This window comes from Streptomyces sp. NPDC060184 (genome assembly GCF_042728795.1).
GTDB lineage: Bacteria > Actinomycetota > Actinomycetes > Streptomycetales > Streptomycetaceae > Streptomyces.
In genome coordinates this window covers 223140-245411 of the sequence record NZ_JBHWYX010000002.1, presented here as the reverse complement: position 1 = coordinate 245411, position 22272 = coordinate 223140, and the positions used below count along the sequence as shown (strand labels likewise).

Below are 22272 nucleotides of genomic sequence, written 5' to 3'. Positions count from 1 at the left end.
CCGTCGGAACCGCTTTCGGGGGCGTCGCGGTCTGCCGCGTGCGGCTCCTGGGCGCTCATGCCACTCCTTTGGATACCTAAGTTAGGTATATAGTCGGGTCTGCGGCATCGCTTCACGGGCTTCTCGCGTCCGCAAAAAAGATACCTAAGTTACGTAGATGGTGAGAGTCTGCGTGCCTGTCGAGAGGGGACACCTCATGACCAGCACCTACGGTACGGAATCCGGTCGCGGTAAGGCCGCCGGTACGGGCACCACCGCACCCCGCGAGCGCAGCGTCCTGATCTCCGGCGCCAGCATCGCGGGCCCCGCGCTGGCCTACTGGCTCCACCGGTACGGCTTCGCGGTCACGGTGGTCGAGAAGGCGGACGCGGTACGCGGCGGCGGCTACCCCATCGACATCCGGGGTACCGCCCTGCGGGTCGTGGAGCGGATGGGACTGCTGCCCCGGTTGTGGGACGCGCACGTGGACAGCCGGCAGGTGTCGTTCCTGGACCCGGACGGTTCGGTGCGGGCCTCGGTCCGGCCGGAGACCATGACCGGCGGGGTGGACGGCCGGGACGTGGAGGTGCGCCGGGGCGATCTGGCCGACCTTCTGTACGGCCTCGTCCGCGACGACGTCGAGTTCCTCTTCGGCGACTCGATCGCGACGCTGGACGACCGGGGCGACGGGCCCGACGGGGGCGTGGACGTGGTGTTCCGAGGCGGAGCCCGGCGCACGTTCGACCTGGTCGTGGGCGCGGACGGCATCCACTCGCACACCCGGGGGCTGGTGATGGGGTCCGAGGCGCGGTACCACCGCTCCCTCGGCCAGTGCTTCGCCGGTTTCACCCTGCCCAACGACTTCGGCCTCAGCCACGAGGGAGTCATCCGCAACACCCCGGGCAGGGGGGCGGTCCTGTACGCCGTGGAGGAGTCCGAGGACCTGCACGGCTTCCTGGTGTTCGCCTCGGACCTGGCGCCGGGGACCGTGCCGGCGGCGGCGTTCCGCGACCCGGCAGCCCAGCGCGAGCTCGTCGCCTCCGTCTTCGCCGACGAGGGCTGGGAGGTCCCGCGCATGGTCGCCGCGATGCGAGAGGCGGACGACCTCTTCTTCGACGTGGCCGGGCAGATCCACCTTCCGTCCTGGTCCACGGGCCGGGTCGCGCTCGTCGGCGACGCCGCGTACGCCCCGTCCTTCTTCTCGGGGCAGGGGTCGAGCATCGCGCTGATCGGTGCGTACGTCCTCGCCGGTGAACTGGCGGTGCGGGAGGACCACACGGCAGCGTTCGCCGCGTACGAGAACGGGCTGCGGGAGTTCGTGGAAGCCAACCAGGCCCTCGCGCACAGCGGGCTCGCCGTCCTCGCGCCGCGTACGGCCGAGGACCTCGCGGCGCGCAACGAGGCCTTGGCCGAGCCGACGCTCGCCTCGGGCGAGGAGGGGCGGAGCATCAACGCGGCGCTGGAGCTGCGCGATTACGCGTCGGGTGCGGTTCCGGTCTGAGCGGGGCGGCCCGGAGCGGTCGGGGCGGTTCGGGTGGGGTCAGGAGCGGTCGGTGCGGGACGGCGGTCGGGGCGGTCCGGGGTGGTCGGGGGCGGGCAGGTCCTGAGCGGCTGGCCGGGGGCGCCGCACCTCGCCCCCCACCGTTTTCGGTGGCGTTCGCCGGACACGCGGGCGTTCGTTGGACACGCGAAGACCGGGGCACCACGCTGGGAGTGGTCCGGGTTCGTGCGCCCGCGTCCGGGAGCTCGGCGGGAAGCCCGGGAAATGTCCTGCCCGGCGATGTCGAGAACCCGTGACCGGTTCCGTCCCCGTAGTGAACGCGACGAACGCGACCCACGCGACCGCGAACACGGTCGCCGCAGCGAGGAGAGAGACCATGGCCAAGTACCTGCTGCTCAAGCACTACCGAGGCGCTCCGGCACCGGCCAACGACGTGCCGATGGACAAGTGGAGCCCGGAGGAGATCTCGGCCCACATCCAGTACATGAACGACTTCGCGGCCCGGCTGGAGAAGACCGGCGAGTACGTCGACGGCCAGGCGCTCGCCCCCGAGGGGACGTGGGTCCGGTACGACGGCGAGGGCCGCCCGCCGGTCACCGACGGCCCGTTCGCCGAGACCAAGGACCTCATCGCCGGGTGGATGGTGATCGACGTCGACAGCTACGAGCGCGCCGTCGAGCTGGCCGGAGAGCTGTCGGCCGCCCCCGGCGCGGGCGGCGCACCGATCCATGAGTGGCTGGAGCTGCGCCCCTTCATGGGATCGCACCACCCCACCATCACGGAGTGACCTCACCGATGGACGACGCGGCGGGCGACGCGACGGGCGGGGCTTCCGGCGGGTCGAGGGGCGGGGCGTCCGGCGGGGTGTTGGACGAGGCTCTGCTCAGGAGTCTCACGCCGGGCGTGCTCGCCGTCCTCGTCCGTCGCGGAGCCGACTTCGCGGCGGCGGAGGACGCCGTGCAGGAAGCGCTGCTCCAGGCGGTACGCGTATGGCCGGCCGACCCGCCGCGCGATGCGAAGGGCTGGCTGGTCACGGCGGCCTGGCGCAGGTTCCTCGACGCCACCCGGGCGGAGACCGCCCGCCGCCACCGCGAGGTCCGGCTGGACGAGGAGCCCGTACCGGGGCCCGCGCCCGCGGTGGACGACACGCTCCAGCTCTACTTCCTCTGCGCCCACCCCTCGCTGACCCCGGCATCGGCGGTCGCACTGACCCTGCGTGCCGTCGGCGGGCTCACCACGCGCCAGATCGCCCGCGCCTACCTGGTGCCGGAAGCGACCATGGCCCAGCGCGTCAGCCGGGCGAAGCGCACCGTCTCCGGTGTGCGGTTCGACCGGCCCGGCGATGTCGGCACCGTGCTGCGCGTCCTTTACCTGGTGTTCAACGAGGGCTACTCCGGCGATGTCGACCTCGCCGCCGAGGCCATGCGTCTCACCCGGCAACTCGCGGCCCGCATCGACCACCCCGAGGTGTCCGGGCTGCTCGCCCTGATGCTGCTCCACCACGCCCGGCGGGCCGCGCGCACCGCGCCGGACGGCAGCCTGGTGCCGCTCGCCGCGCAGGACCGGGGCCGGTGGGACACCGGGCTGATCGCCGAGGGCGTCGGCATTCTCCAGGCGGCCCTGGCCCGCGACCGGTTGGGCGAGTACCAGGCCCAGGCCGCCGTCGCGGCCCTGCACGCCGACGCGCCCACCGCCGAGGAGACCGACTGGCCCCAGATCGTCGAGTGGTACGACGAGTTGGCACGCCTGACCGACAGCCCGGTCGTCCGGCTGAACCGCGCCGTCGCCGTCGGCGAAGCCGACGGCCCGCGCGCGGGGCTGGCGGCACTCGCGGGGCTGGACGACTCGGTGCCCCGCCACACCGCCGTGGCGGCATACCTCCACGAGCGCGACGGCGACCTCGCGAAGGCGGCACGGCTGTACGCCGAGGCGGCCCACAAGGCCCCCGACCTCGCCGAGCGCGACCACCTGACGCGCCAGGCGGCCCGCCTCAACACGCGCGGGGCTTGAGCGCGCGGTGCGAGCGGGGTCGGGGCGGCACCCCGAACGAGTCGGTGCGATACCCCCGAGCGGGGTGGGACGGCATCCCCGAGCGGGTCGGGGCGGTACCCCTGAGCGGGGTGGGACGGCACCCCGAACGGACGAGCGCGCGCGGGAGCCGAGGAGGTGCGCCGTTGCGAACGATGTGCGCCCTCGGCGCGAACGGCACGGCCTGCGCGCGAGGTTGAAAGGAAAGCACCAGGATCACCCGATGGGGGTTAGTTCACGCAGCGTCATGGTCACGCTGCGCCTCGGCTTGCTACGTTCTGTAATCACGGGTCGCCACGAGGCGGTTCGGCGGCGCGTCGGCAGGAGGTCGGCCATGTTGGGCAAGTTGAGCATCCCGAACACCGTGAACACCCCGAGCATCCGGAACACCCCGCACACCCTGAGCGTTCTGGCCACCCCGAGCCTTCAGGCGACCGCGCGGACTCCGAGCGTCCAGGCCGCCCCGAACGTCCGGAACACCGTGCGTCCTTCGGCCGTCGCGCGTCTCACGAAGTCGCTGGGCGGGGTGCGGGGCAGGCGGAAGGCCGCAGTGAGCGCGGCGCTCGCGGTCGGACTTTTCGCCGGTGGTGCCGGGGCGGCACTCGCCGTCGGCTGGCACACCATCCCCCGCCTCAAGAGCTCGGGCACGCTCTTCAGCAGCGGCACGTACAGGTTCAATCCGAAGGGCACCGAGCACGGCGGCTTCGAGTTCAGGGGGAAGCTCAAGGACGCCGATTCCGGCGACGGCCACAACGTCTACGTGGAGGTTCGCGTCGAGGGATACGACTGGAATCGCTTCTACGGCAAGCAGAAGAAGACGGTCTCCCTCCACAAGGTCGTGTACGACGCGGCTGCCCTGTACACCAGCGACGCCACCATCCGGGTGTGCCGGGACAGAGGGACGCTCCATCCGGACAACTGCGCCACCGCCCCGCACTACAAGAGGTGACACACGCGCACCTGTTGGGGGAGGACGAATCTCCCGCAGGAGCGGGATCTCTCGGGGGCGGGACATCCCGGGGGACTTCCTGGTAGGGCGGGCTTCCCGAGCCAAACGGGCTTTCCCGGGCCCACGGACTTTCCCGGGCGCCAGGGCTTCCTTCCGCGGGTGCGCGGGCAAGGGCGTTGCTGAGCGCAGGGGCCTTGCCGAGCACAGGGGCCTTGCCGAGCACAGGGAATGGCTCGTGTGCGTCGGTGACCGAGCGAGCGAACACGTGGGGTGCGGGCGAATCCCGGGCCCCGATCCGAGGGGGCACGAACCATGCAGAACAGCAGGACCGGGACGCTGGTGGCCGACGGCGTCTGCCTCTCCTACGGCTCCACTGCGGCCGTCAGGAATGCGCGGCTCTCGGTACGGCCGGGCGAGGTGGTGGCGATCACCGGGCAGAGCGGGTCGGGCAAGTCCTCCCTGCTCTACTGCCTGGCCGGAGTCCTCCCGGTCACCGACGGTCAGGTCGTCTTCGACGGCCGGCCGCTCGGTGGCCTGAGGGACGAGGAGTTGAGCGCACTCCGCCGGGACCGTTTCGGATTCGTCTTCCAGTACGGCGAGTTGCTCCCCGAGCTGACCATCGAGGAGAACGTCGCCCTGCCGCTCCGCCTCGCGGGGCTCCGCAAGAAGACGGCCCTGGGTGAGGCGGCGGAGGTGCTCGACCGGCTGGGGATCGGAGCCCTGCGGGGGCGCCGTCCCTCTCAGGTGTCCGGCGGTCAGAGCCAGCGGGCCGCCGTGGCCCGGGCGTTGGTGCACCGCCCCGCCGTGGTGTTCGCCGACGAGCCCACCGGCTCGCTCGACAGCGCCAACGCCACAGCCGTGCTCGACGAGTTCCTGAGCCTGGCGAGGGCCCGGGGGAGCGCCGTCGTCATGGTCACCCACGATCAGTCGGTGGCCGCCCGGGCCGACACCCGCTGCACGATGACGGATGGCGTGCTCGCACAGCAGGTGACGGTATGAAGGAGCTGGCACTGGGGCTCAGGCTGCTGTTCGGCTCCGGCCGGGGGAACAGGGTCCGCTTCTGGCTGATGGTCGTGGGCGGGGCGATCGGGGTGTGCTGCCTTGCGGCCGTGCTCACGATCCCCGCCATCCTGGACGCCCGTGACGGACGCGCCGCTGCGCGGCAGCCCGCCTCCTCCCCCGACCCCGACCCCGACGCCCCGGCGAACCCGCACGGCACCCGGCAACTCCTCCTCGACGACGCGTACGGCTCCCGGCCGCTCAGCCGCGTCTTCATCGCCAGGGGGGATGAGGTGCCCGCCCCGCCCCCGGGCATCCCGGAGCTTCCCCGTCCGGGCGAGGTGTACCTCTCCCCGGCCGTCCACGAGCTGGTGCGGGACCATCCGGCGCTCGCCGAACTCCTGCCCGGTCGTGAGCGGGGCAGGATCACCGCGGCGGGTCTCGGCCACCCCGACGAGCTGTACGCCTACATCGGGGTGACCCCGGACCGGCTGGCCAAGGGCACCGTCGTCACGGCCTTCGGCGGAAGGTACGCCGACGCCCCCGCCGTGGATCCCTCCACCCTCGACATCCTCCGCTTCACCCTCGCCACCCTCGTACTCCTGCCGCTCGCGGTGTTCCTCACCGTCTGCGCCCGGCTCTCGGCGGCGAGCAGGACCCGACGACTCGCCGCTCTGCGCCTGCTGGGCCTGAGCGCCAAGGGCACCCAGCGGGTGAACGCGGCGGAGACCGTCGCCGCCGCGCTGCTGGGGACGGTCGCGGGCCTCGGTCTGTACACCCTCGTCAACCAGGTCGTGGCCCGCACCGGACTGCCGGGTCTGCGTTGGTACGCCCCCGACGGAGCGCTCTCCGCCTCCACCGTGGCGATCTGCCTGGCCGTCTGCCCGGTTCTCGCCTGGTTCGCCGGGCGGGCCGGGGGCCGCCGGGCAGCCCGGGACCCTCTCGCCGTACGGAGGACCGCGCCGCCGGCCCGCCCCCGGCACGGGGGCGTCTACCTCCTGATCGCGGGCCTCGGGGTGGTGACCGCCTACTGCGTACTGGGGGCGACGGGCCGGAAACCCACCGACGAGGGGTTGTCCGAACTCCTCGTCCCGGCAGCCGCCCTGCTGGTGGGCAGCGGCCTGATCCTCACCCTCCCCTTCCTCAGCCACTGGCTCTCCCGTCTGGTCGCCCGGTCCACCGAGTCCCTCCCGCTCGGACTCGCCATGCGGCGCAACGAGGTGGAACCGGGCAGCGCGCTCCGGGTCGCCTCCGGACTCGTCCTCGTGGTCTTCGCCGCCTCCCTCGCCCAGGGCGTGCTGGTCGAGCTGAGCCAGGTCTCCCGCCCCAACTCCTTCCGCCAGGACTACTCCGTCTCGCTGGACGGCGTGGACGCGCCGGGCCGGGCCGCGCTGACCGAGGTGCCCGGCGCCCGAGGCCACGCCGTGGCGGTGCACTCGTGGACGGACATGAACCGCGAGGACCCCGGCCCCGCAACGGACGCGGTGGTCGCGACCTGCGCCCAGCTGGCCGAGCTCGTCATCGACCTCCGGGGGTGCGTCGACGGGCAGCCCATGCGCCTCACCGCCCGGAACGCCTCGGCCGACGGCGATCTCGAACACCCTGGCACGGCCTACCCGTTCACCTATCGCAAGGACGGCCTGACCCGGATGGTCGACGTGACCGTCCCCGGGGCGGAGGCGCACTACACGGCGTACGAGCCCATGGCGGCCGACCTGCCTCTCCTCGTACCGCCGTCCACCTTCCCGAAGGGAGCGGTACCGGACCGGGCCAGCCTTCTCCTCACCAGCGCCCCGGACGCGGCCACGGTGCGGAAGGTCCTCGACGGAATCGGAGCCGCCGCACCCATCGCGTACGTCACGGCGATCGGTGTCGACGTGGGCGCACTCCAGCAGATCGCCGTCATCGAGGCGCTGCTCGGCGCCGGGATGGTCCTCGGCCTGGTCGTCGGCGTCGCCGCCTACGTGGTCGCCGCCACCGACCGTGCGGTGGAGCGCCGTTCCCAGGTCACCTCCCTCGCCCTCCTCGGCGCCCGCCCCCGCACCCTGCGCGCCGTCCAGTGCGCCCAGGTCGTCCTTCCCCTGACCCTGGGGCTCTCCCTCGCCCTGGTCACCGGCAAGCTCACCGAGTCCAGCTACCTCGTCGCGGGCGGCGGCGACATCCTCTGGGACACCGACGGCCTTCCTCTCCTCGCCCTCTGTGCGGCAGGCGTGATCGCTCTGGCCACCGCGGGCTCCTTTCCCGTCGTCGGCCGCCGGATCGACCCCGAGCTGATCCGGCGGGATTGAGGACGGGACGGGAGCGCCCATGGAGCGCTCAGGTGATGGCGGGCAGGGTCCACCGCTGGTTGGCGTTCCCCGTGCAGGCGTACACGATCAGGGGTGTGCCGTCGCTGCTCTGGCTGCCCGGGACGTCCAGGCAGAGCCCGGACGCCTTGTTGACCAGAGCGTGTGTGGTGGTGTCGTACATCCACAGCTTCGACGCGTCGGTGACCGTGCCGCCGGTGCCCGTACCGGCACAGTCGCGCACCACCACGGCCGAGGCGGCGGCGGTACCGCTCTCGGCCAGGCAGTAATCGGAGCGCAGGCGCAGGGTGCCGTCGGCGGACCGGACCCACGCCTGCTCGACGTTCCCGGTGCAGGTGCTGAGGCCGGCGGTGGTTCCGTCGCCGACCCCGCCGCTTCCGTCGCCGAACCCGCCGCTTCCGTCGCCGAACCCGCCGCTTCCGTCGCCGACCCCGCCGCTGACCCTGCCGCGGGAGTCCAGGCACGTGCCGGAGAGCCCGATGACCCTGCCGCGTACCGAGTTCCCGACCGCCAGGTTCTGCACGGTGCCGCCGATGACGGAGTCGGTCCGGGTCATCGGCGCACAGGCGTTGTCGTTGGCCGAGGTGGCGGAGACCTTCGCGGTGACGGTCCCGCCGTTCGCGGTGGGCAGGCCGAAGCGCGCGGCGCTGAAGGGCTGGTCGTAGCAGGTGGCGCGGGAGTCGTTCCATTCGAAGTACTCGGTCCGGTCCACCATCCCCCTGGGGGAGATGGCGGTGGCCGGAGTCAGGATGCTGCCGAGCTCGAACGAGGTCCCTGCGGTCGTGTCGCGGACCGTGGCACCGAACCAGCCGCCGCCCTCGGAGGCCACGGTGAAGGTGTAGGTGTGACCGGCGGTCCAGGCGAGGGACATCCGGCAGCTCTGGCCCGTTCCCTCTCCGTCGAAGCTCTGGCAGTGGCTGCCGGCACTGCCCGCCACGGCGCGGGACACGTCCCAGACGGAGAAGAGGAACGTCCTGCTCGAACCGCCGTTGGACTGCAGGCCGATGTAGGCGCCGTTGCCCTTGTCGAAGTCGAACTGGTGGCTCCAGAAGACCTGGGAGGTGAGTCCGGGGTCGGTGAGCACGTCGGTCGACCAGGTCACGTCGGTCAGCTTCGGCGATCCGGCGAACGCGTAGCTGGTGTAGGTGCCGGGGGTGGTACCGATGGTGCCCGCCCGGGCCGTCTCGGCCGCATCGACCGTGCCGATCGCCACGACCGCACCGAACGCCAGCAACCCGGCGGTGACGGCCGCACACGCAGGCCGACGCACTCCGCAGAGGGAGGCGAGCCTGTGCACGGTACGCGCGGCGCGACCGCGCGGGCCCGGGACGGTGTCGGGCGGAGCCATACGGTGCATGTGCTTCCCTTCTCGTCGACGCTCCCGCTTCTTTACGGATGCCGTGTCCTGAAGGGAGACCGTAGGGGCCCAACCGGAAGGTGAGTACGCACTTTTGGTGATCTCGCCTCAGGGCGCGGAGCGACGTGAGAGGTTGGCTCTTTTCGTGTTCGCGAGGCGGCTGCGGAAGCACTGCTTCGGGCCGCCCGCGCCGGGATTCAGAGCCCCGCTTTGCCGGTGGCCCAGTACGGCTTGGTGGTGACGGCGCGGCGCGGCAGTATCCGGCTGTCGACCAGGGCGGCCCGCTGGCGCTGGATGGACTGCGCGTGGCCCAGCAGCATCGCGCCGTCGAGCCGGGTGAACTCGCCTTCACCGGCGGCGCGTTCCAGCCAGGCGAACAACGCGTCGCCCGGAGCCTTGGCGACGGGCAGGAAGGCGTACCGGGGCCATCGCGCGGCCAGGGTCTCGACTGCGGGCGGTGGCACCTCGATGGCGACGAGGGACTGTTCGTCCTCCCGCGCGTAGGCGTCGATGGTGCCGAGGGCGGAGCCGTCGCCGAGGTAGAGGCGCCGGCCCCCGGTCTCGCGGAGGGCGCGGTGCCGGCCGGCCAGCAGCACGGTCTCGGCACCGGCCCGGAGTTCGCCCACCCACGTGGATCCGGGGCCTTGGGACTCCATGGCGGCGATGATGCCGATCCGCTCGGCCTCGGCCCCACGGTCGGTGCTGCCACCGCCGTTGCTGACACCGCCGTTGCCATCGCCGCTGGTGCCGGTGCTGGTGCGGCTGCCGGTGCCGGTGCCGCCCACGGTCCGTACCGTGTAGCGGCGGCTCAGGGTGGGTGCGACCCGGAACTGGATCTCGTGCCCGGGGCGCCAGCCGCCGGGCGGTGCCTCGGCGCTCAGGGTGAGTTCGAGGAAGCCGGGAGCGGGCCGCTGGACATCGAGTACGCGCGCACGGCGGCCCATGGCGGATTCCGCGAGTTTGCCTATGAGAGCGGGCGCTTGGGGCATGGTGATCTCTTCTCGGGAGAGCGTGCTGGGTCGGTCGTCGGCTTGACCGGTGGCGGGGAGACCGACGGCACCGACCGGGAGACGCGGGCCGCGCGGGACGGCTCCCGCGCGGTGTGCGTGACCTGCACAGTAGGGCCTGTTCGAGCCGTACGCCTCCGACCGGGCGTCGTCACCCCTCACCTACCACCCGACACCCGTTCACCAACCTGCTGGAACGGAATTGATCACCGGCGAGGATCGTCCGGAGCGATCCGCTGGGCGCTGCGACGGTCCTCGCCCCGGGCATCGCCTCCGCAGCCGTTCCGCCGCGTCGGCCGGCTGCTCCGGCGCCGGTCGGCGCAGCCGGTCGGGCTGGTTGCCCCACCCCTCAGAATGGCGGTCTTCCGGTCGTCGTGAACGGCCGGCTCAGCACGCCGGCCTGACGTCCCGCGCTCCGGCCTTCGCCCCCGCCTCCTCCTTCGCAGGCAGGAGGAAGGCGAACAGGAGCGGGGCCGCGCTCAGCCCGAAGGTCCACCAGAACGCGACGGAGAACGCCGCGAGCCTGTCCGACGCGGTGGTCGCGCCATCGAGGCGGCTCTGCAGGACGACGGCGATGACGGCGACACCGAAGGGTGCCCCGACGCGCTGCACGACGCTGAACGCGGCGCTGCCGCGCGGAGCTTCGTCGTGGCTCAGGTTCGAGAAGGCGAGCGTCATCACCGGGAAGGCGGTCGCGGCGAAGCCGAGTCCCTGGGCGAACTGCGCGGCCAGGAGCAGCGGTGTGCCGCCGTGGGTGTCCGCGAGGGCGAACGGCACCGTACCGAGCATGGCCAGCGCCACCCCGGCGGCGACGACCATGCGCCCGTCGAGCCGGGCGGCGACGGTGCGCAGGACCACGACGAAGAACATCGTGCCGAGCCCCTGTGTCACGAGCAGCAGACCGGTGTGGAGCACCGTCGCCCCACGGACCTGCTGGTGGAAGAGGGGCAGCAGGAACGACAGCGCGTAGGTGGTGAACCCGCTCGCGAAGGTGATGACGCTGCCCAGGCCGAAGCCGCGCCGGGCGAACATCCGGACGTCGACGAGGGCGGGGCGACGGGCCCGTAGCGAGTGCGCCACGAAGGCGGCGAGCAGCGTGCCACCGGCGGCGAGCGGCAGCCAGGCGGAGGTGGCCGCGAAGCCGTCGGCTCCGGACGTCCGGCTGATGCCGTACGCGACGGCGACGACCCCGGGCGTCAGCAGCAGGAACCCGGGTACGTCGAGCCGATGGCCGCGCCGTCCGGCGGTGGCGGGCAGCAGGACGGGTCCGAGGACGAGGGCGGCGAGGCAGACGGGCACGTTCACGAGGAAGAGCCAGTGCCAGCTCAGCGACTGCACGACGGCGCCCCCGAGCACCGAGCCCAGGAGCGGCCCGAGCAGCCCCGGGAGCGCGACGGCCGCGGTGGCGCGGTCGATCCGTTCCGGCCCCGCCGCCCGGGTGATGAGCGAGAGCGTGATCGGCATGACCATGCCGCCGCCGACTCCCTGGACCACCCGGAAGGCGATGAGTCCGGGCAGGGAGCCCGCGAGCCCGCAGAGCAGGGAACCGGTCAGGAAGGCACCGATGGCGAACATCCACGCGTTGCGTGCGCCGAACCGTTCGGAGAGCCAGCCGCTGACCGGGATCACCGAGACGAACGCCAGCAGATAGCCCGTCGACACCCACTGGGTCCGGGCCACCGAGGCGTGGAACGTCGTGTGCAGATGGTCGAGGGCGATGGTGACGATCGTGGTGTCGAGGAGCGTGGTGAACGTCCCGAGCGCCAGCACCAGGCCGATGAGGGTCAGCCGCCGATCGGTCACCTCGGGCGCGGCCGTACCGGCCACCGGGGTCGCAGTCATGACAAACGCCGCCTCTTCCTCGCCGTCCTCCCCGACGTCTCCCCTTCGCCCGGGTCCCGCAGACCACGACCGGCAGGGCACGTGCATTCGACGGCTCGTGCGGCTCGTGCGGCTCGTGCGGTGCGTGCGGTGCGTACGGCGCGTGCGGTGCGAGCCGAGGGCCCGGCGTCGCGGGAGGCACCCGGGTACGGTCGCGTACCCGGGTGCCCCGCTCCGCCGGGCCCTTGCCCCTTGCCGGCCCCCTTGCTCCTTGCCGTGGTCCGGGGCGACTTGGCCCCGATTCAGTCCACTCCAGGGCAGTGCGCCCCGGGTGGGACCGCTCTGCTGCGGGTCAGCCGAGTCCGCCGGTGGCCCGGATGTTCTGGCCGGTGATCCAGCGGCCCTCGTCCCCGGCGAGGAAGGCGACCACGGCCGCGATGTCGGCGGGCGTTCCGAGGCGCCCGAGCGGCGTCATGGCCGGGATCGTGGCCAGCGCCTCGGCCGGGTTGGAGCCCCGCAGCAGATCGGTGTCGGTGGCGCCGGGGGAGACGGTGTTGACGGTGATCCCGCGGGCGCCCAGCTCGACTGCCGCCCCGGCGGTGAGCTGCTCCAGCGCGCCCTTGCTGACCAGGTACGGCACGATGCCCGGGGCGGTCCGCAGGGTGTTGAGCGTCGAGATGTTGATGATCCTGCCGCCGTCCGGCATGTGCCGGGCCGCGTACCGCAGGGTGAGGAACGCGGCCTTCGTGTTCACCGCGAACGCCTGGTCGAAGACCTCGTCCTCGATCGCGGCGAGCGGGGCCGGGGTGAAGGTCAGCGCCGCGTTGTTCACCAGGATGCTCACGCCGCCGGACGACTGCTCCTCGGCGGCCTCCATCAGTTTCTCGGCCGCCCCGGATTCCGCCAGGTCCAGCTTCAACGCCCGTGCCTGGCCGCCCGCTTCCTCGACGGTACGGACGACCTCCTCGGCCGCCTCGGTGTTCTGCGCGTAGTTGAACACGACCTCGGCGCCCTCACGCGCGAGTCGCTCCACGATGCCCCGGCCGATCCCCCGGGAGCCGCCCGTCACGACGGCGGTTCTGCCTTCCAGCGTTCCCATGGTGCTCCCCTGCCTTCCGCACACTCCGGACACTTCGGTTCAGCGGTCCGAAGGTACGGATGCCCCATCCGCCGGGCGCCGCGTCTCGCCGACAGCGAAACGCCGTACGCGGCCCCGCAGAACCTGATGCCGTACCCGTGAAGCGGAACCCCCTGCCCCGGAAGCGCCCCGGAAGCGCCCCGAAACCGCCCTGGAAGTGCCCCGGAAGTGCCGTGAAGGCCGTACGGGCGGGGCGCAGGCGGCCTGAGGGCCACAAGGGGCGGCTGGGAGGCTGAGGGGAAGTACGTACGCACGGGGGCGTGACCGCGTGGGGAAAGCGTCACGCGATGCGGGGCGGTTCGCCGAATTCACCCTTTCGGGTTGTCTGTCGCAGATCTGTTCACGCGTTGCGCTCGTGTGTGAGCGCGCTCAGATCAGTTCGTCCGCGAGCAGGTCCATCAGCAGGCCGTCCTCCCAGGCGCCCGTCTGTTCGTTGTGCCAGTACGCTCGCATGACTCCCACCGGCTTGAATCCGACCTTCTGGTAGCAGCGGATCGCCGAGGTGTTGGCCGCAGCGGGGTCGATGGTCAACCGGTGATGGCCGCGTTCCTCCACCAGCCACCGGGCCAGCGTGCGTACCGCGTCCGTACCGAGCCCCCTCCCGCGGAGCCTCGTCGTCAGGAAGATGTCGATACCGGCACGGCGGAACTGCGGATCGTTCTCCTCGCTGAACTGGATGGCACCGACGACCTCGTCCTCGAAGACGATGGCCAGCTTGTCCTGGTAGCTGTCCGGGGGCGGTGACCACCAGGCCGCGACCTCCGGCTCGCGTACGACCCGGTGGAGGATCTCGGCGTCGCCGTCGGCCGTCGGCCGCAGCAGAACCCTGTCCCCGTTCAACCTCTTCCGCAGGCTCATCCCGTCCGGCCCGTTCAGCTCCACGCCGTCCTTCATCCCCGGCCGGTCTCAGTGCTCGATGGAGTCGATCAGCTCGCGGGCGCCCTGGCGCAACAGGGCCACCGCGACCGAGGTGCCGAGCGTGGCGGGGTCGAGCGGGCCGGCCCACTCGTGGGCGTTCAGGACGGTCTTGCCGTCCAAGGTGAACACGCAGGCACGCAGGGAGAGTTCGCCGTTGCCTCCGTAGGTGGCGTAACCGGCGATCGGGCTGTTGCAGTGCCCCTGGAGCACGTGCAGGAACATCCGCTCGGCGGTCATCTCCCGGTACGTCCCGGGGTGGTTGAGGCCGCTGACCGCGTCGATCGTGGCGCTGTCGTCCTCGCGGCACTGGAGCGCGAGCACTCCGGCGCCGATCGGCGGGCACATCACGTCGGTGGAGAGCACCTCGGAGACGGCGTCGGAGCGCCCGATGCGCGCGAGCCCGGACGCGGCGAGCAGCAGCGCGTCGGCCTCGCCCGCGGCCAGTTTCTCCAGCCGCCGGTTGGCGTTGCCCCGGAACGGTACGCACTCCAGATGCGGGTGCGAGGCCGACAACTGCGCGATCCGGCGTACGGACGAGGTCCCGATACGGGCCCCTTCCGGCAACTCGTCGAGCGTGAGCCCACCGGGGTGCACGAGGGCGTCCCGCACGTCGTCGCGCTCCAGGAACGCCGCGAACACCGTCCCGGCCGGCAACGGCCGGTCCGCGGGGACGTCCTTCACGCAGTGCACCGCGAGATCGGCCTCCCCGGCGAGCAGCGCCGCGTCGACCTCCTTGGTGAACGCGCCCTTCCCCTCCACCTGGGAGAGGTCCCCCATCCACTTGTCCCCGGTCGTCTTCACGGGGACGACCTCGGTGGCGATTCCGGGGTGCAGCGCACCCAGTTCGGCCCGTACGCGCTCCACCTGGGCCAGGGCCATGGGCGAGTCGCGGGAGACGATACGGATGAGTTCGGGAGTGGCCATGTGTTCACGATAGACCCGCGGGGCCGGGCTCAGGGGCAGACGCGTACGGGCGGCATCCCGCCACGGCGGCGGTGTACCGCCAAGGGTGCGCGCAGCCCACCGCGCGTGCCCGACGGTGTGCTTGCCCGACGCGGCGGAGCCGTGGGCGGCGGCGCGTCCCCCGGCCTGGTCGGCGGGGTGGCAGGGGAGAAGTCGCTACGGGGGGCATGCGGAGGGTGATCGGCGGGGAGAGAGCCCAGGTGAAGGAGGGTGCGGAACATGTCGGTCGAAAGGCTTGAGCCGTGTGGGCCGGAGCGGGGATCGTTCGCGGTCGACGCCCGGTCGGGCAAGGTCGGGCGCGTGGTGGGCCGGGTGGGCCCGGACATCCGGCTGCGTCCGCCCGGCGGCGGCCCGGAGTGGGACTGCCCGCCCGACGCGGTGCAGCCGGCACCGCCCGGCGTGGTGCTCCGCGCACGGGTGACGGAGATCAACAGGGAGGGGCAGCTGCCCCGTTGAGGGACCGTTCGGCGGCGGAGCACGCCATCGGGCCCGTCGCTCGGCAGACGGACCGATGAACTCGCCCCGTGCTCTGCGAGGAGATCGAGGCGCACCCCGACAGGGCGGCAGGGCCGCGGCAGGGGTCGGCCGGTGTCGCGCGGGGGGCCTGACCGGGAGGTGCGACGCGGTTCCGCCTTGCGGTCACGCGGTTCCGCCTTGCGGTCACGCCGAGGACAGCTGTTCCGCAATCTCCTTGACCCAGGCGGCGCTCATGCTCGGGTTGTCGAGGGACGCCGCCCATGCCTCGGGAGTCAGCTTCTGGTTGGTGGGACCTGCCTTGAGGATGACGAGGAGGGATCTGGCCGAGTCCCGCATCTCCGTCGTCGTGTGGCCGCTCCCCTCGATGTTCGGACCCGCCGCCAGGGCGTAGATCTTGCGTGCCATCGCCTGGCGTTCGCCGTTCTCGACCTTCTTCCAGAACTTCAGGGCCTCCTTCAGCGCGTCCTCGCGGGACGCCGGCGCCTTCGGAGTCTCCCCGTCGGGGGCCCACCGTTCGGGGTGGCGGGCCCCCTCGTAGCGCTTCGTGCCCGCGCGGCCCCCCTTGTAGGCGGCGACGCCGAGGATGAGGCCGGCCGCGGACGCGGCGATGCCCCAGCCGACCGGGTTGCTCGCGAGCCCGGCCGCGCCCGCGGTGGCGGCGACCGCCGTCACGATGCCGCCCGCGGCCTTGGCGCTCTCACCCACGGCCGTGACGGCCTGCTTGGCCATCTTGTTCTTCTGCTTGCCGATCGCGTAGTCGACCACCGTGTTGATCGTGTTCCTGTCCTCGGCCTGCCGGAACTGGTCGGCAGCGTCGCGGGCGCCGTCCAGCGCCGACAGGGCCGCGTCGATGGCGGTCGGCATGTCCTCCAGCCCGTTTCCGTCCTCGCGGTCCCACACGGAGTCCATGGCGACGTAGGCCCTGGCCATGGCGAGGTCGGCTTCGTTCCGCGCCTGCATCAGCCGGGTCAGGTCCGTGTCTTCGACACGGTCGGGTTTCTCGAAGGCTTTCAGCGCATGGTGCTTGCGGAGCGTCGTCGCGGTGCGGACCGCGGCGCGTGTTCCCTTCACCCCGCCGACGAGACCGGAGCTGACCCCGCTCGCCTCGGATGCGGCCAGGGCGTCCGCGGCCTTCGTGGCCTTGGTGAGCTCCTTGGTGAAGGCCAGTGACTGGTTGATCGAGCTGGCGGCGCTGACGAAGGCGTCGGACGTCTTGGAGATGAACTTCTTCCTCGCCCCGTGATGGGCGGCCCCGTCCTTGTGCTTCGCCATGTTCTTCCTGGCGTCGAGCCCGTCCTTGCCGCTGATGTACGCCCCGAGGGCTTCCGCGCCGATGCCCACTCCGGCGGCGCCGGATCCCGAGCCGGCGGCGGAGTGCTTGAGGCCTTCGTCGGTCGTGGCGGAGGCGTGCTGGGCGAAGCCCGCGTTGGTGGGGGTCTGGATGCCCTTGACGAAGGTGTCGATGAACTCGAAGTTCTTCTTCAGTCTGTCGAAGCCCGCGGCTGCCCGGTCGCGGAGTCTCTGCGACCGGGAGGCGGTGTTGACGTTCGTCGGTGCGGCGTCCTGGCGTCCGACGGCCGCTTCCCGGGCGCGCTGCACCATCACGGTCGCGGCCCGGTTGCCGGCGCTCGACTGGATCGAGAGGAGTGCGCGCTGCGACGAGTTGCCGTGCGGGCTCGCGCTCCGGCCCCGGTCCTGAGGCTGCCTGCCCGGCATCGGGGAGACCCGGGGCCGTGGTGAGGTGCGGTGGACCGAGGCGCTCATGGACGTACCTCTCCTGTGCTGGACCGGGCGGGGGGAGAGTAGCCAGGCCAGATGGGCAGAGGAGGAACGGCAGGGAAACTCCCGGGGGCCGCCCCGCAGGCCCTCGGCCGGACGCCCCGGCCCCGCGCTTCGGCTCCGGGCACACGTCGCGGGGCGAACCCTCTTCGGGCCCGCCCCGCTCTGTGCGACGTGCGCTGTGCTCTGTTCCAGGTGTTCCAGGTGTTCCAGGTGTTTCAGGTGTTTCGGATGTGCGTGGTGCCCACGGCAGGACGGCGACGGAGGACGCGAGGCGTCAGATCAGCCGGTGCATCCCGTAGTAGGTGGCCAGGTCCGTGTAGTAGGCCGGGTCGCCCGAGTGCGTCTGCCGTTCGAACTCCGGTGAGTCCTTGATCTGTTCCTTGGTGAGGTCGACGTGGACCACGCGTTCCTCGGTGTCGATCCGGGAGACCGCGCCTGCGGGCAACAGGACCTCCCGTCCGAAGATCCACACCCCGGTGTCCACCAGGAGGTGGGCGGAACCCACCTCGTCGGAGTGCTTGTCGACCTTGCCGACGTGCCCGTCGACGGCCTCGACCGCGAAACCGGTCAGGTCGGTTCCGGAGATGTGGCCGCTGGCAGGGTGGTAACCCCACGGGTCGGTACTCATGGGTCGCTCCTTCCTCGGCGGTCCTTCGGCCGCGCTCCCCGCCCGGCTGTGCGAACCGCGATGCGTACGGCCTTGCGACACGTACGGCGACACGTACGGCGTTGCGTACGGCGACACGTTCGGCGGCGGCGGTGCGTACCGCGATGCGTACGGCCGGTGGGATGCGCTCATGGGTTCGCCTGCCCGCGAACCCGGGCTTCACACACGTGCCCGGTGAACGCACGGGAGTTCGGGCCGACCGTGCGGGCTACTCGCGCGTCCGGGCGCGCGCCGACGGTTCCTCCACGTCACCGTGCTCCGTGCCCAGACTCGAAAGCAGGCGCAGCCCGTCCTCGGCGGGGCTGCCGGGGGGCGCGGAGAGGACCACCAACTCCATGCCGGACGCGCCGGGGAGGCCGAAGTTCTCCTGGTGCAGTTCGAGCAGGCCGACCAGCGGGTGTTGGTACGGCTTGCGCCCGTGGGTGCGGGCGCGGACGTCCGCGCGGGCCCAGAGGCGGCGGAACCGCTCGCTGCCCATCGCCAACTCGCCGATGAGCGAGGCCAGGCGGGGGTCGTCGGGGTACTGGCCGACGGCCAGACGCAGGTGCCCGACCACGTCCAGGGTGCACTTCTCCCAGTCCGCGTAGAGACCGCGCTCGTCCTCCTCAAGGAAGAGGTGCCGGGCGGTGTTCAGGCCCGGCAGCGGCCGGCCGAAGAGGAGTCCGGCGAGGCGGTTGCCGGCGAGTACGTCCAGACGGTGGTTCATGATGAACGCGGGGGCCTCCGCGACCAGGTCGAGGACGCGCAGCAACTCGGGCCGGACGCGGCTGCCCGGTGCCTTCGCGCGGCTGCGCCGGCAGGCGAGCCGGGAGAGGTGTTCGCGCTCGGTCCCGTCCAGGCCGAGCACCCGGGCCAGCGCGTCGAGCACCTGGTCGGAGGGCTGGGTCGCGCGCCCCTGCTCCAGGCGTACGTAGTAGTCGACGCTGACCCCGGACAGGTGTGCGACCTCTTCGCGGCGCAGTCCGGCGACCCGGCGTCGGTTGTCGGCAGGGATGCCGACCGACGACGGGTCGACCCGGGAACGCCGTGTCCTGAGGAAGCCCGCGAGGTCGTCCATGCCTCCCAGTATGGCCGCGGCGGTTGCAGAGGAGGCCCGGTGAGGGTGGTCCTGCCGTTACCAGGAAGTCCGGTCCGACGGTGGCGGCGTCCCTGAACACCGGGGGCCGGGGCGGCCAGACTCCAGGGAATCCGATCGAAGGAGTTCCCATGAAGACGCTGATCGTCCACGCCCACCCGGAGCCGAAGTCCCTGAACGGCTCGTTGAAGGACCTCGCGGTGTCCACCCTGGAGGGCGCCGGGCACGAGGTGCGGGTGAGCGATCTGTACGCGATGGGCTGGAAGGCGGTCGTGGACGCGGCGGACTACGGACCCGACGCCTCCACCCCCTTGCGGGTCGCGCGGGATTCGGGCAGGGCCTTCGACGCCGGGACGCTCACCCCCGACGTCCGCGCCGAGCAGGAGACGCTGCTGTGGGCGGACACGATCATCTTCCAGTTTCCGCTGTGGTGGTACTCGATGCCCGCGATCCTCAAGGGCTGGGTGGACCGCGTGTTCACCTTCCACTTCGCGTACGGCGTCGGCGAGCACAGCGACACCAAGTACGGCGAGCGTTTCGGCGAAGGCACCCTCGCGGGCCGCAGAGCCCTGCTGTCGGTGACCACCGGCGGCCCGGAGCCGCACTACACCGCTCGCGGGATCAACGGCCCCATCGACGACCTGCTCTTCCCGATCCAGCACGGCATCCTCTACTACCCGGGCATCGAGGTGCTGCCGCCGTTCGTGCTGTACGGCACCGACCGGATGACCGACGCGGAGTACCCGGAGATCGCCAAGGCGTGGCGGCAGCGCTTGCTGACCTTGGAGACGACCGATCCGATCGCGTTCCGGCCGCAGAACTCCGGTGACTACGCCATCCCCTCGCTGCGGCTGAAGGACGGCCTGGAGCCCGCGGGACGCAGTGGCTTCGGGCTGCACGTGCGGGGCTGACACAGGGGGTGTCGCGGGGCCTCCCGGCGAACGCCGGCGGAGACATACCCGCTGCCGGGCGGCACCGTCCCGCTCGTCGGTCCGCGGCCCGGCCCGGGCCCGAAGTCCCCCTGGGGCAGGCGCGGTCACCCACTCCGGGTGAGCCCCGGTACTCATGTCCGGCGGGTCCGGCGCGACGAGTATCGGTGCGACGGCGCGCGGTTGTGGGCGCCGGTCCCACTCAGCCGACGCCTTTGGAGAACCCTCATGTCCCGACGCATCGCCGTCCTGTCCACGGTTGCCGGAGTGGTGGCCCTCGGGGGCGCCGGAGCCTTCGCCCTGGCGTACGCCGGTGAGCCGCAGCCGCCCGTCCTGGCGCACAGCACCGCCCGTTACATCGCCCCGGACGGCGACCGGGACGGCTCCGTGACCTTCACCACGGACGTCACGTCGGCCGAGGGCGTGACGAAGGTGAACGTCCTGGTCTGGCCTGCCGACTCGTCCCTCTCGGACACGCCCCTGACCGAGAAGGACATGGCCGCCGTCGAGACGGCGGAGTGCGAGCCTTCCGGCGGGGACACCGTGCACTGCGCCTACCGGGTCGCCTTCACCCGCGAGGACGCCGACGAGGCCCCGCGCGGGGTCTGGCACACGGCCGTGCTGGCCACCGCCGGTGACGGCACCACCACCCTGGAGACCGAGGCCGCCGACTTCACGATCGGGTGACCCCGCGACCGCTTCCCGCGCGCCACGAGCCGCCCCTCACGGAGAGGGGCGGCTCGTGGCGCGTACGCGGACAGGGGAGCGGGGTCCTCAGACCTTCGCCGGATCGGGTCGCTGCCCCGGGCCGGGGGAGTCCGGCGCGTCCGTGGCGCCCGGTGAACCCGCCACCACCGTGGTCGCACCGGCGCCCGCCACCGTCTGCTCCACGTCGAACTCGGCCAGCAGTTCCTTGCTGAAGCCGAAGAGGTACGTGGCGGCGAAGCCGGCGACGTAGCCGACGAGCAGTCCGCCCGCGTAGATCGCGAGCGTGCCGCCGAGGCCGTGGTTGCCGTCGAGGAGCGGGAAGAGGGCCCAGCCGGACGGGCCGATCGCGGTCGAGCCGACCGAGGTGCCGAGCTGGTTGAAGAGGCCGACGAAGGCGCCGCCGAACGCGCCGCCGACGCACGCCGTCACGAACGGGCGGCCCAACGGGAGCGAGACGCCGTAGATCAGCGGTTCGCCGACGCCCAGCAGACCGGCGGGGAGGGCGGACCTGATGGTGCGGCGGATCGACTCGTTGCGGGGGAGGCGTACGTACACGGCGACCGCCGCGCCGACCTGTCCGGCGCCCGCCATGGCGAGGATCGGCAGCAGCACGGTGTAGCCCTGCTGCTCGATCAGGGTGGTGTGGATCGGGATCAGCGCCTGGTGCAGTCCCAGCATCACCAGCGGCAGGAAGAACCCGCCGAGCAGCAGCCCCGCGCCCGCGCCGCCGTGCGAGAGCAGCCAGTCGGCGGCCGTACCGATGGCGGAGGAGACCTCGCCGGCCACGTACATCAGGCCGAAGAGCGTGACCAGCCCCGAGACCAGCACCGTGAGGGTCGGCGTGACCAGTACGTCCAGCGCCTCGGGCACCCAGCGGCGGCACCACTTCTCCACGTACACCGCGAGCACCGCCGCGCCCAGCGCGCCGAGCACACCGCCCTGGCCGGGGGAGAGCTTCTGCCCGAACGCCTCGATGTTCGCGACCCCGGGGAACACGATGATCGCGGCGACCGCGCCGCCGAGGACCGGCGTACCGCCGAACTCCTTCGCCGTGTTGTGGCCGACGAACACCGCGATCAGCGCCATGAACCCGGACGCGATCGCCGCCAGCGCGGGCGTCACGCCGGAGAGCCAACCCAGGTTGACCAGCAGGCCGTTGAGCCCGGCGATGATGCCGCAGCCGATGAGGGCCGGGATCAGCGGGACGAAGATGTTCGCGATCTTCCGCAGGAAGAGCTTGAACGGGGTGGCGTTCTTCGCCTTCCGGGCCGCCCGCAACTCGGCTCCCTGGGCGGCGAGTCCGTCGGCGGACGTGGGGGGCGCGGCGGCCCCGGCGGCGGGCGCCGGGGCCGCGACGCGGGCCTCCGCCACCAGGGCCTCGAACTCCGGGGTGATCCGGGCGACGCTGCCCGGGCCGAGGACGATCTGGTACGTGTCGTCCTCGACCACGCCCAGCACGGCGGGCAGCGCCTTCAGCGCCTCGTCGTCCACGAGGGACGGGTCGAGCAGGCCCAGCCGGAGCCGGGTCATGCAGTGGGCGACGGTACGGACGTTGGAGGCGCCACCGACGAGCGGAAGAATCGCGGCGGCAGTGGCGCGGTGCTTGTCATCTGTTGCCATGGTGCGTGGTGCCTTGCTGTGCGGGGGGTGGGGGGCGCCCCCGGGGTG

General features: G+C 72.2%; 19 protein-coding genes. 9 read left to right on the top strand and 10 right to left on the bottom strand.

What is annotated here, in order from left to right; translation table 11 throughout:
- The first annotated feature begins 196 nt into the window (after window positions 1-196).
- From ACFWEE_RS02750 to ACFWEE_RS02725, 6 genes are all read left to right on the top strand, one after another.
- The gene (locus ACFWEE_RS02750; protein ID WP_386885734.1) at window positions 197-1480 is read left to right on the top strand and encodes an FAD-dependent monooxygenase; all 1284 of its coding nucleotides are present in this window, start codon (window positions 197-199) and stop codon (window positions 1478-1480) included.
- Between the two features lie 376 nt (window positions 1481-1856).
- A complete protein-coding gene (locus ACFWEE_RS02745) occupies window positions 1857-2267 on the top strand; it encodes a YciI family protein (protein ID WP_386885732.1) in 411 nt (136 codons plus the stop codon).
- 80 nt (window positions 2268-2347) lie between these two features.
- Window positions 2348-3490, top strand: coding sequence for an RNA polymerase sigma factor (locus tag ACFWEE_RS02740; protein ID WP_386885828.1), 1143 nt, complete (start codon window positions 2348-2350; stop codon window positions 3488-3490).
- Between the two features lie 352 nt (window positions 3491-3842).
- Window positions 3843-4457 carry a hypothetical protein gene (locus tag ACFWEE_RS02735; protein ID WP_386885730.1) on the top strand — a complete coding sequence of 205 codons (615 nt, stop codon included), beginning with the start codon at window positions 3843-3845 and terminating at the stop codon, window positions 4455-4457.
- Window positions 4458-4769: 312 nt separating this feature from the next.
- Entirely contained in the window at window positions 4770-5456 is a 687-nt protein-coding gene (locus tag ACFWEE_RS02730; protein WP_386885728.1) for an ABC transporter ATP-binding protein, read from the top strand.
- Complete coding sequence (locus ACFWEE_RS02725; RefSeq protein WP_386885726.1) at window positions 5453-7744, top strand: FtsX-like permease family protein; 2292 nt, start codon at window positions 5453-5455, stop codon at window positions 7742-7744. Before ACFWEE_RS02730 ends, ACFWEE_RS02725 begins: the two co-directional genes overlap by 4 nt.
- Window positions 7745-7772: 28 nt before the next feature.
- On the opposite strand, the gene ACFWEE_RS02720 is transcribed toward ACFWEE_RS02725, so the two are convergent.
- The 6 genes from ACFWEE_RS02720 to hemC all read right to left on the bottom strand — a co-directional run bounded on the left by ACFWEE_RS02720 (window position 7773) and on the right by hemC (window position 14927).
- Window positions 7773-8975, bottom strand: a complete 1203-nt coding sequence (locus ACFWEE_RS02720; protein WP_386885724.1) for a ricin-type beta-trefoil lectin domain protein — start codon at window positions 8973-8975, stop codon at window positions 7773-7775.
- Between the two features lie 341 nt (window positions 8976-9316).
- Window positions 9317-10108, bottom strand: a complete 792-nt coding sequence (locus tag ACFWEE_RS02715) for a hypothetical protein (protein ID WP_386885722.1) — start codon at window positions 10106-10108, stop codon at window positions 9317-9319.
- Between the two features lie 405 nt (window positions 10109-10513).
- The gene (locus tag ACFWEE_RS02710) at window positions 10514-11968 is read right to left on the bottom strand and encodes a DHA2 family efflux MFS transporter permease subunit (RefSeq protein WP_386885720.1); all 1455 of its coding nucleotides are present in this window, start codon (window positions 11966-11968) and stop codon (window positions 10514-10516) included.
- Window positions 11969-12299: 331 nt separating this feature from the next.
- Entirely contained in the window at window positions 12300-13046 is a 747-nt protein-coding gene (locus ACFWEE_RS02705) for an SDR family oxidoreductase (RefSeq protein ID WP_386885718.1), read from the bottom strand.
- A 408-nt stretch (window positions 13047-13454) separates the two neighbouring features.
- Window positions 13455-13943: an aminoglycoside 6'-N-acetyltransferase gene (gene aac(6'), locus ACFWEE_RS02700; RefSeq protein ID WP_386885826.1), complete on the bottom strand. Its 489-nt coding sequence runs from the start codon at window positions 13941-13943 to the stop codon at window positions 13455-13457.
- 48 nt (window positions 13944-13991) lie between these two features.
- Complete coding sequence (hemC, locus tag ACFWEE_RS02695; protein WP_386885716.1) at window positions 13992-14927, bottom strand: hydroxymethylbilane synthase; 936 nt, start codon at window positions 14925-14927, stop codon at window positions 13992-13994.
- Between the two features lie 258 nt (window positions 14928-15185).
- On the opposite strand from hemC, the gene ACFWEE_RS02690 reads away from it, so the two are divergent.
- Entirely contained in the window at window positions 15186-15422 is a 237-nt protein-coding gene (locus tag ACFWEE_RS02690) for a hypothetical protein (protein ID WP_386885714.1), read from the top strand.
- A 204-nt stretch (window positions 15423-15626) separates the two neighbouring features.
- Here the strand turns inward: ACFWEE_RS02690 and ACFWEE_RS02685 are convergent, their stop codons facing one another.
- The 3 genes from ACFWEE_RS02685 to ACFWEE_RS02675 all read right to left on the bottom strand — a co-directional run bounded on the left by ACFWEE_RS02685 (window position 15627) and on the right by ACFWEE_RS02675 (window position 18949).
- Window positions 15627-17207: a hypothetical protein gene (locus ACFWEE_RS02685; RefSeq protein ID WP_386885712.1), complete on the bottom strand. Its 1581-nt coding sequence runs from the start codon at window positions 17205-17207 to the stop codon at window positions 15627-15629.
- A gap of 292 nt (window positions 17208-17499) precedes the next feature.
- A complete protein-coding gene (locus ACFWEE_RS02680; protein WP_327176449.1) occupies window positions 17500-17853 on the bottom strand; it encodes a PRC-barrel domain containing protein in 354 nt (117 codons plus the stop codon).
- A 247-nt stretch (window positions 17854-18100) separates the two neighbouring features.
- A complete protein-coding gene (locus tag ACFWEE_RS02675; protein WP_386885710.1) occupies window positions 18101-18949 on the bottom strand; it encodes a helix-turn-helix transcriptional regulator in 849 nt (282 codons plus the stop codon).
- Between the two features lie 149 nt (window positions 18950-19098).
- Here ACFWEE_RS02675 and ACFWEE_RS02670 point away from each other — a divergent pair, with 149 nt between their 5' ends.
- Together ACFWEE_RS02670 and ACFWEE_RS02665 are read left to right on the top strand one after the other, a co-directional pair.
- Complete coding sequence (locus tag ACFWEE_RS02670) at window positions 19099-19878, top strand: NAD(P)H-dependent oxidoreductase (RefSeq protein ID WP_386885708.1); 780 nt, start codon at window positions 19099-19101, stop codon at window positions 19876-19878.
- Between the two features lie 246 nt (window positions 19879-20124).
- On the top strand, window positions 20125-20583 hold the full coding sequence (locus tag ACFWEE_RS02665; RefSeq protein WP_386885706.1) for a DUF5707 domain-containing protein: 459 nt from the start codon (window positions 20125-20127) through the stop codon (window positions 20581-20583).
- Window positions 20584-20670: 87 nt separating this feature from the next.
- Here the strand turns inward: ACFWEE_RS02665 and ACFWEE_RS02660 are convergent, their stop codons facing one another.
- Complete coding sequence (locus ACFWEE_RS02660; protein ID WP_386885704.1) at window positions 20671-22224, bottom strand: PTS transporter subunit EIIC; 1554 nt, start codon at window positions 22222-22224, stop codon at window positions 20671-20673.
- Window positions 22225-22272: the final 48 nt, after the last annotated feature.

What these genes read in the sequence shown, in the direction of transcription:
- ACFWEE_RS02750 (WP_386885734.1), top strand. Translation starts at nt 197, where the DNA reads ATGACCAGCACCTACGGTACGGAATCCGGTCGCGGTAAGGCCGCCGGT.
- ACFWEE_RS02745 (WP_386885732.1), top strand. Translation starts at nt 1,857, where the DNA reads ATGGCCAAGTACCTGCTGCTCAAGCACTACCGAGGCGCTCCGGCACCG.
- ACFWEE_RS02735 (WP_386885730.1), top strand. Translation starts at nt 3,843, where the DNA reads ATGTTGGGCAAGTTGAGCATCCCGAACACCGTGAACACCCCGAGCATC.
- ACFWEE_RS02730 (WP_386885728.1), top strand. Translation starts at nt 4,770, where the DNA reads ATGCAGAACAGCAGGACCGGGACGCTGGTGGCCGACGGCGTCTGCCTC.
- ACFWEE_RS02725 (WP_386885726.1), top strand. Translation starts at nt 5,453, where the DNA reads ATGAAGGAGCTGGCACTGGGGCTCAGGCTGCTGTTCGGCTCCGGCCGG.
- ACFWEE_RS02715 (WP_386885722.1), bottom strand. Translation starts at nt 10,108, where the DNA reads ATGCCCCAAGCGCCCGCTCTCATAGGCAAACTCGCGGAATCCGCCATG.
- ACFWEE_RS02710 (WP_386885720.1), bottom strand. Translation starts at nt 11,968, where the DNA reads ATGACTGCGACCCCGGTGGCCGGTACGGCCGCGCCCGAGGTGACCGAT.
- ACFWEE_RS02705 (WP_386885718.1), bottom strand. Translation starts at nt 13,046, where the DNA reads ATGGGAACGCTGGAAGGCAGAACCGCCGTCGTGACGGGCGGCTCCCGG.
- hemC (WP_386885716.1), bottom strand. Translation starts at nt 14,927, where the DNA reads ATGGCCACTCCCGAACTCATCCGTATCGTCTCCCGCGACTCGCCCATG.
- ACFWEE_RS02690 (WP_386885714.1), top strand. Translation starts at nt 15,186, where the DNA reads ATGTCGGTCGAAAGGCTTGAGCCGTGTGGGCCGGAGCGGGGATCGTTC.
- ACFWEE_RS02685 (WP_386885712.1), bottom strand. Translation starts at nt 17,207, where the DNA reads ATGAGCGCCTCGGTCCACCGCACCTCACCACGGCCCCGGGTCTCCCCG.
- ACFWEE_RS02680 (WP_327176449.1), bottom strand. Translation starts at nt 17,853, where the DNA reads ATGAGTACCGACCCGTGGGGTTACCACCCTGCCAGCGGCCACATCTCC.
- ACFWEE_RS02675 (WP_386885710.1), bottom strand. Translation starts at nt 18,949, where the DNA reads ATGGACGACCTCGCGGGCTTCCTCAGGACACGGCGTTCCCGGGTCGAC.
- ACFWEE_RS02670 (WP_386885708.1), top strand. Translation starts at nt 19,099, where the DNA reads ATGAAGACGCTGATCGTCCACGCCCACCCGGAGCCGAAGTCCCTGAAC.
- ACFWEE_RS02665 (WP_386885706.1), top strand. Translation starts at nt 20,125, where the DNA reads ATGTCCCGACGCATCGCCGTCCTGTCCACGGTTGCCGGAGTGGTGGCC.
- ACFWEE_RS02660 (WP_386885704.1), bottom strand. Translation starts at nt 22,224, where the DNA reads ATGGCAACAGATGACAAGCACCGCGCCACTGCCGCCGCGATTCTTCCG.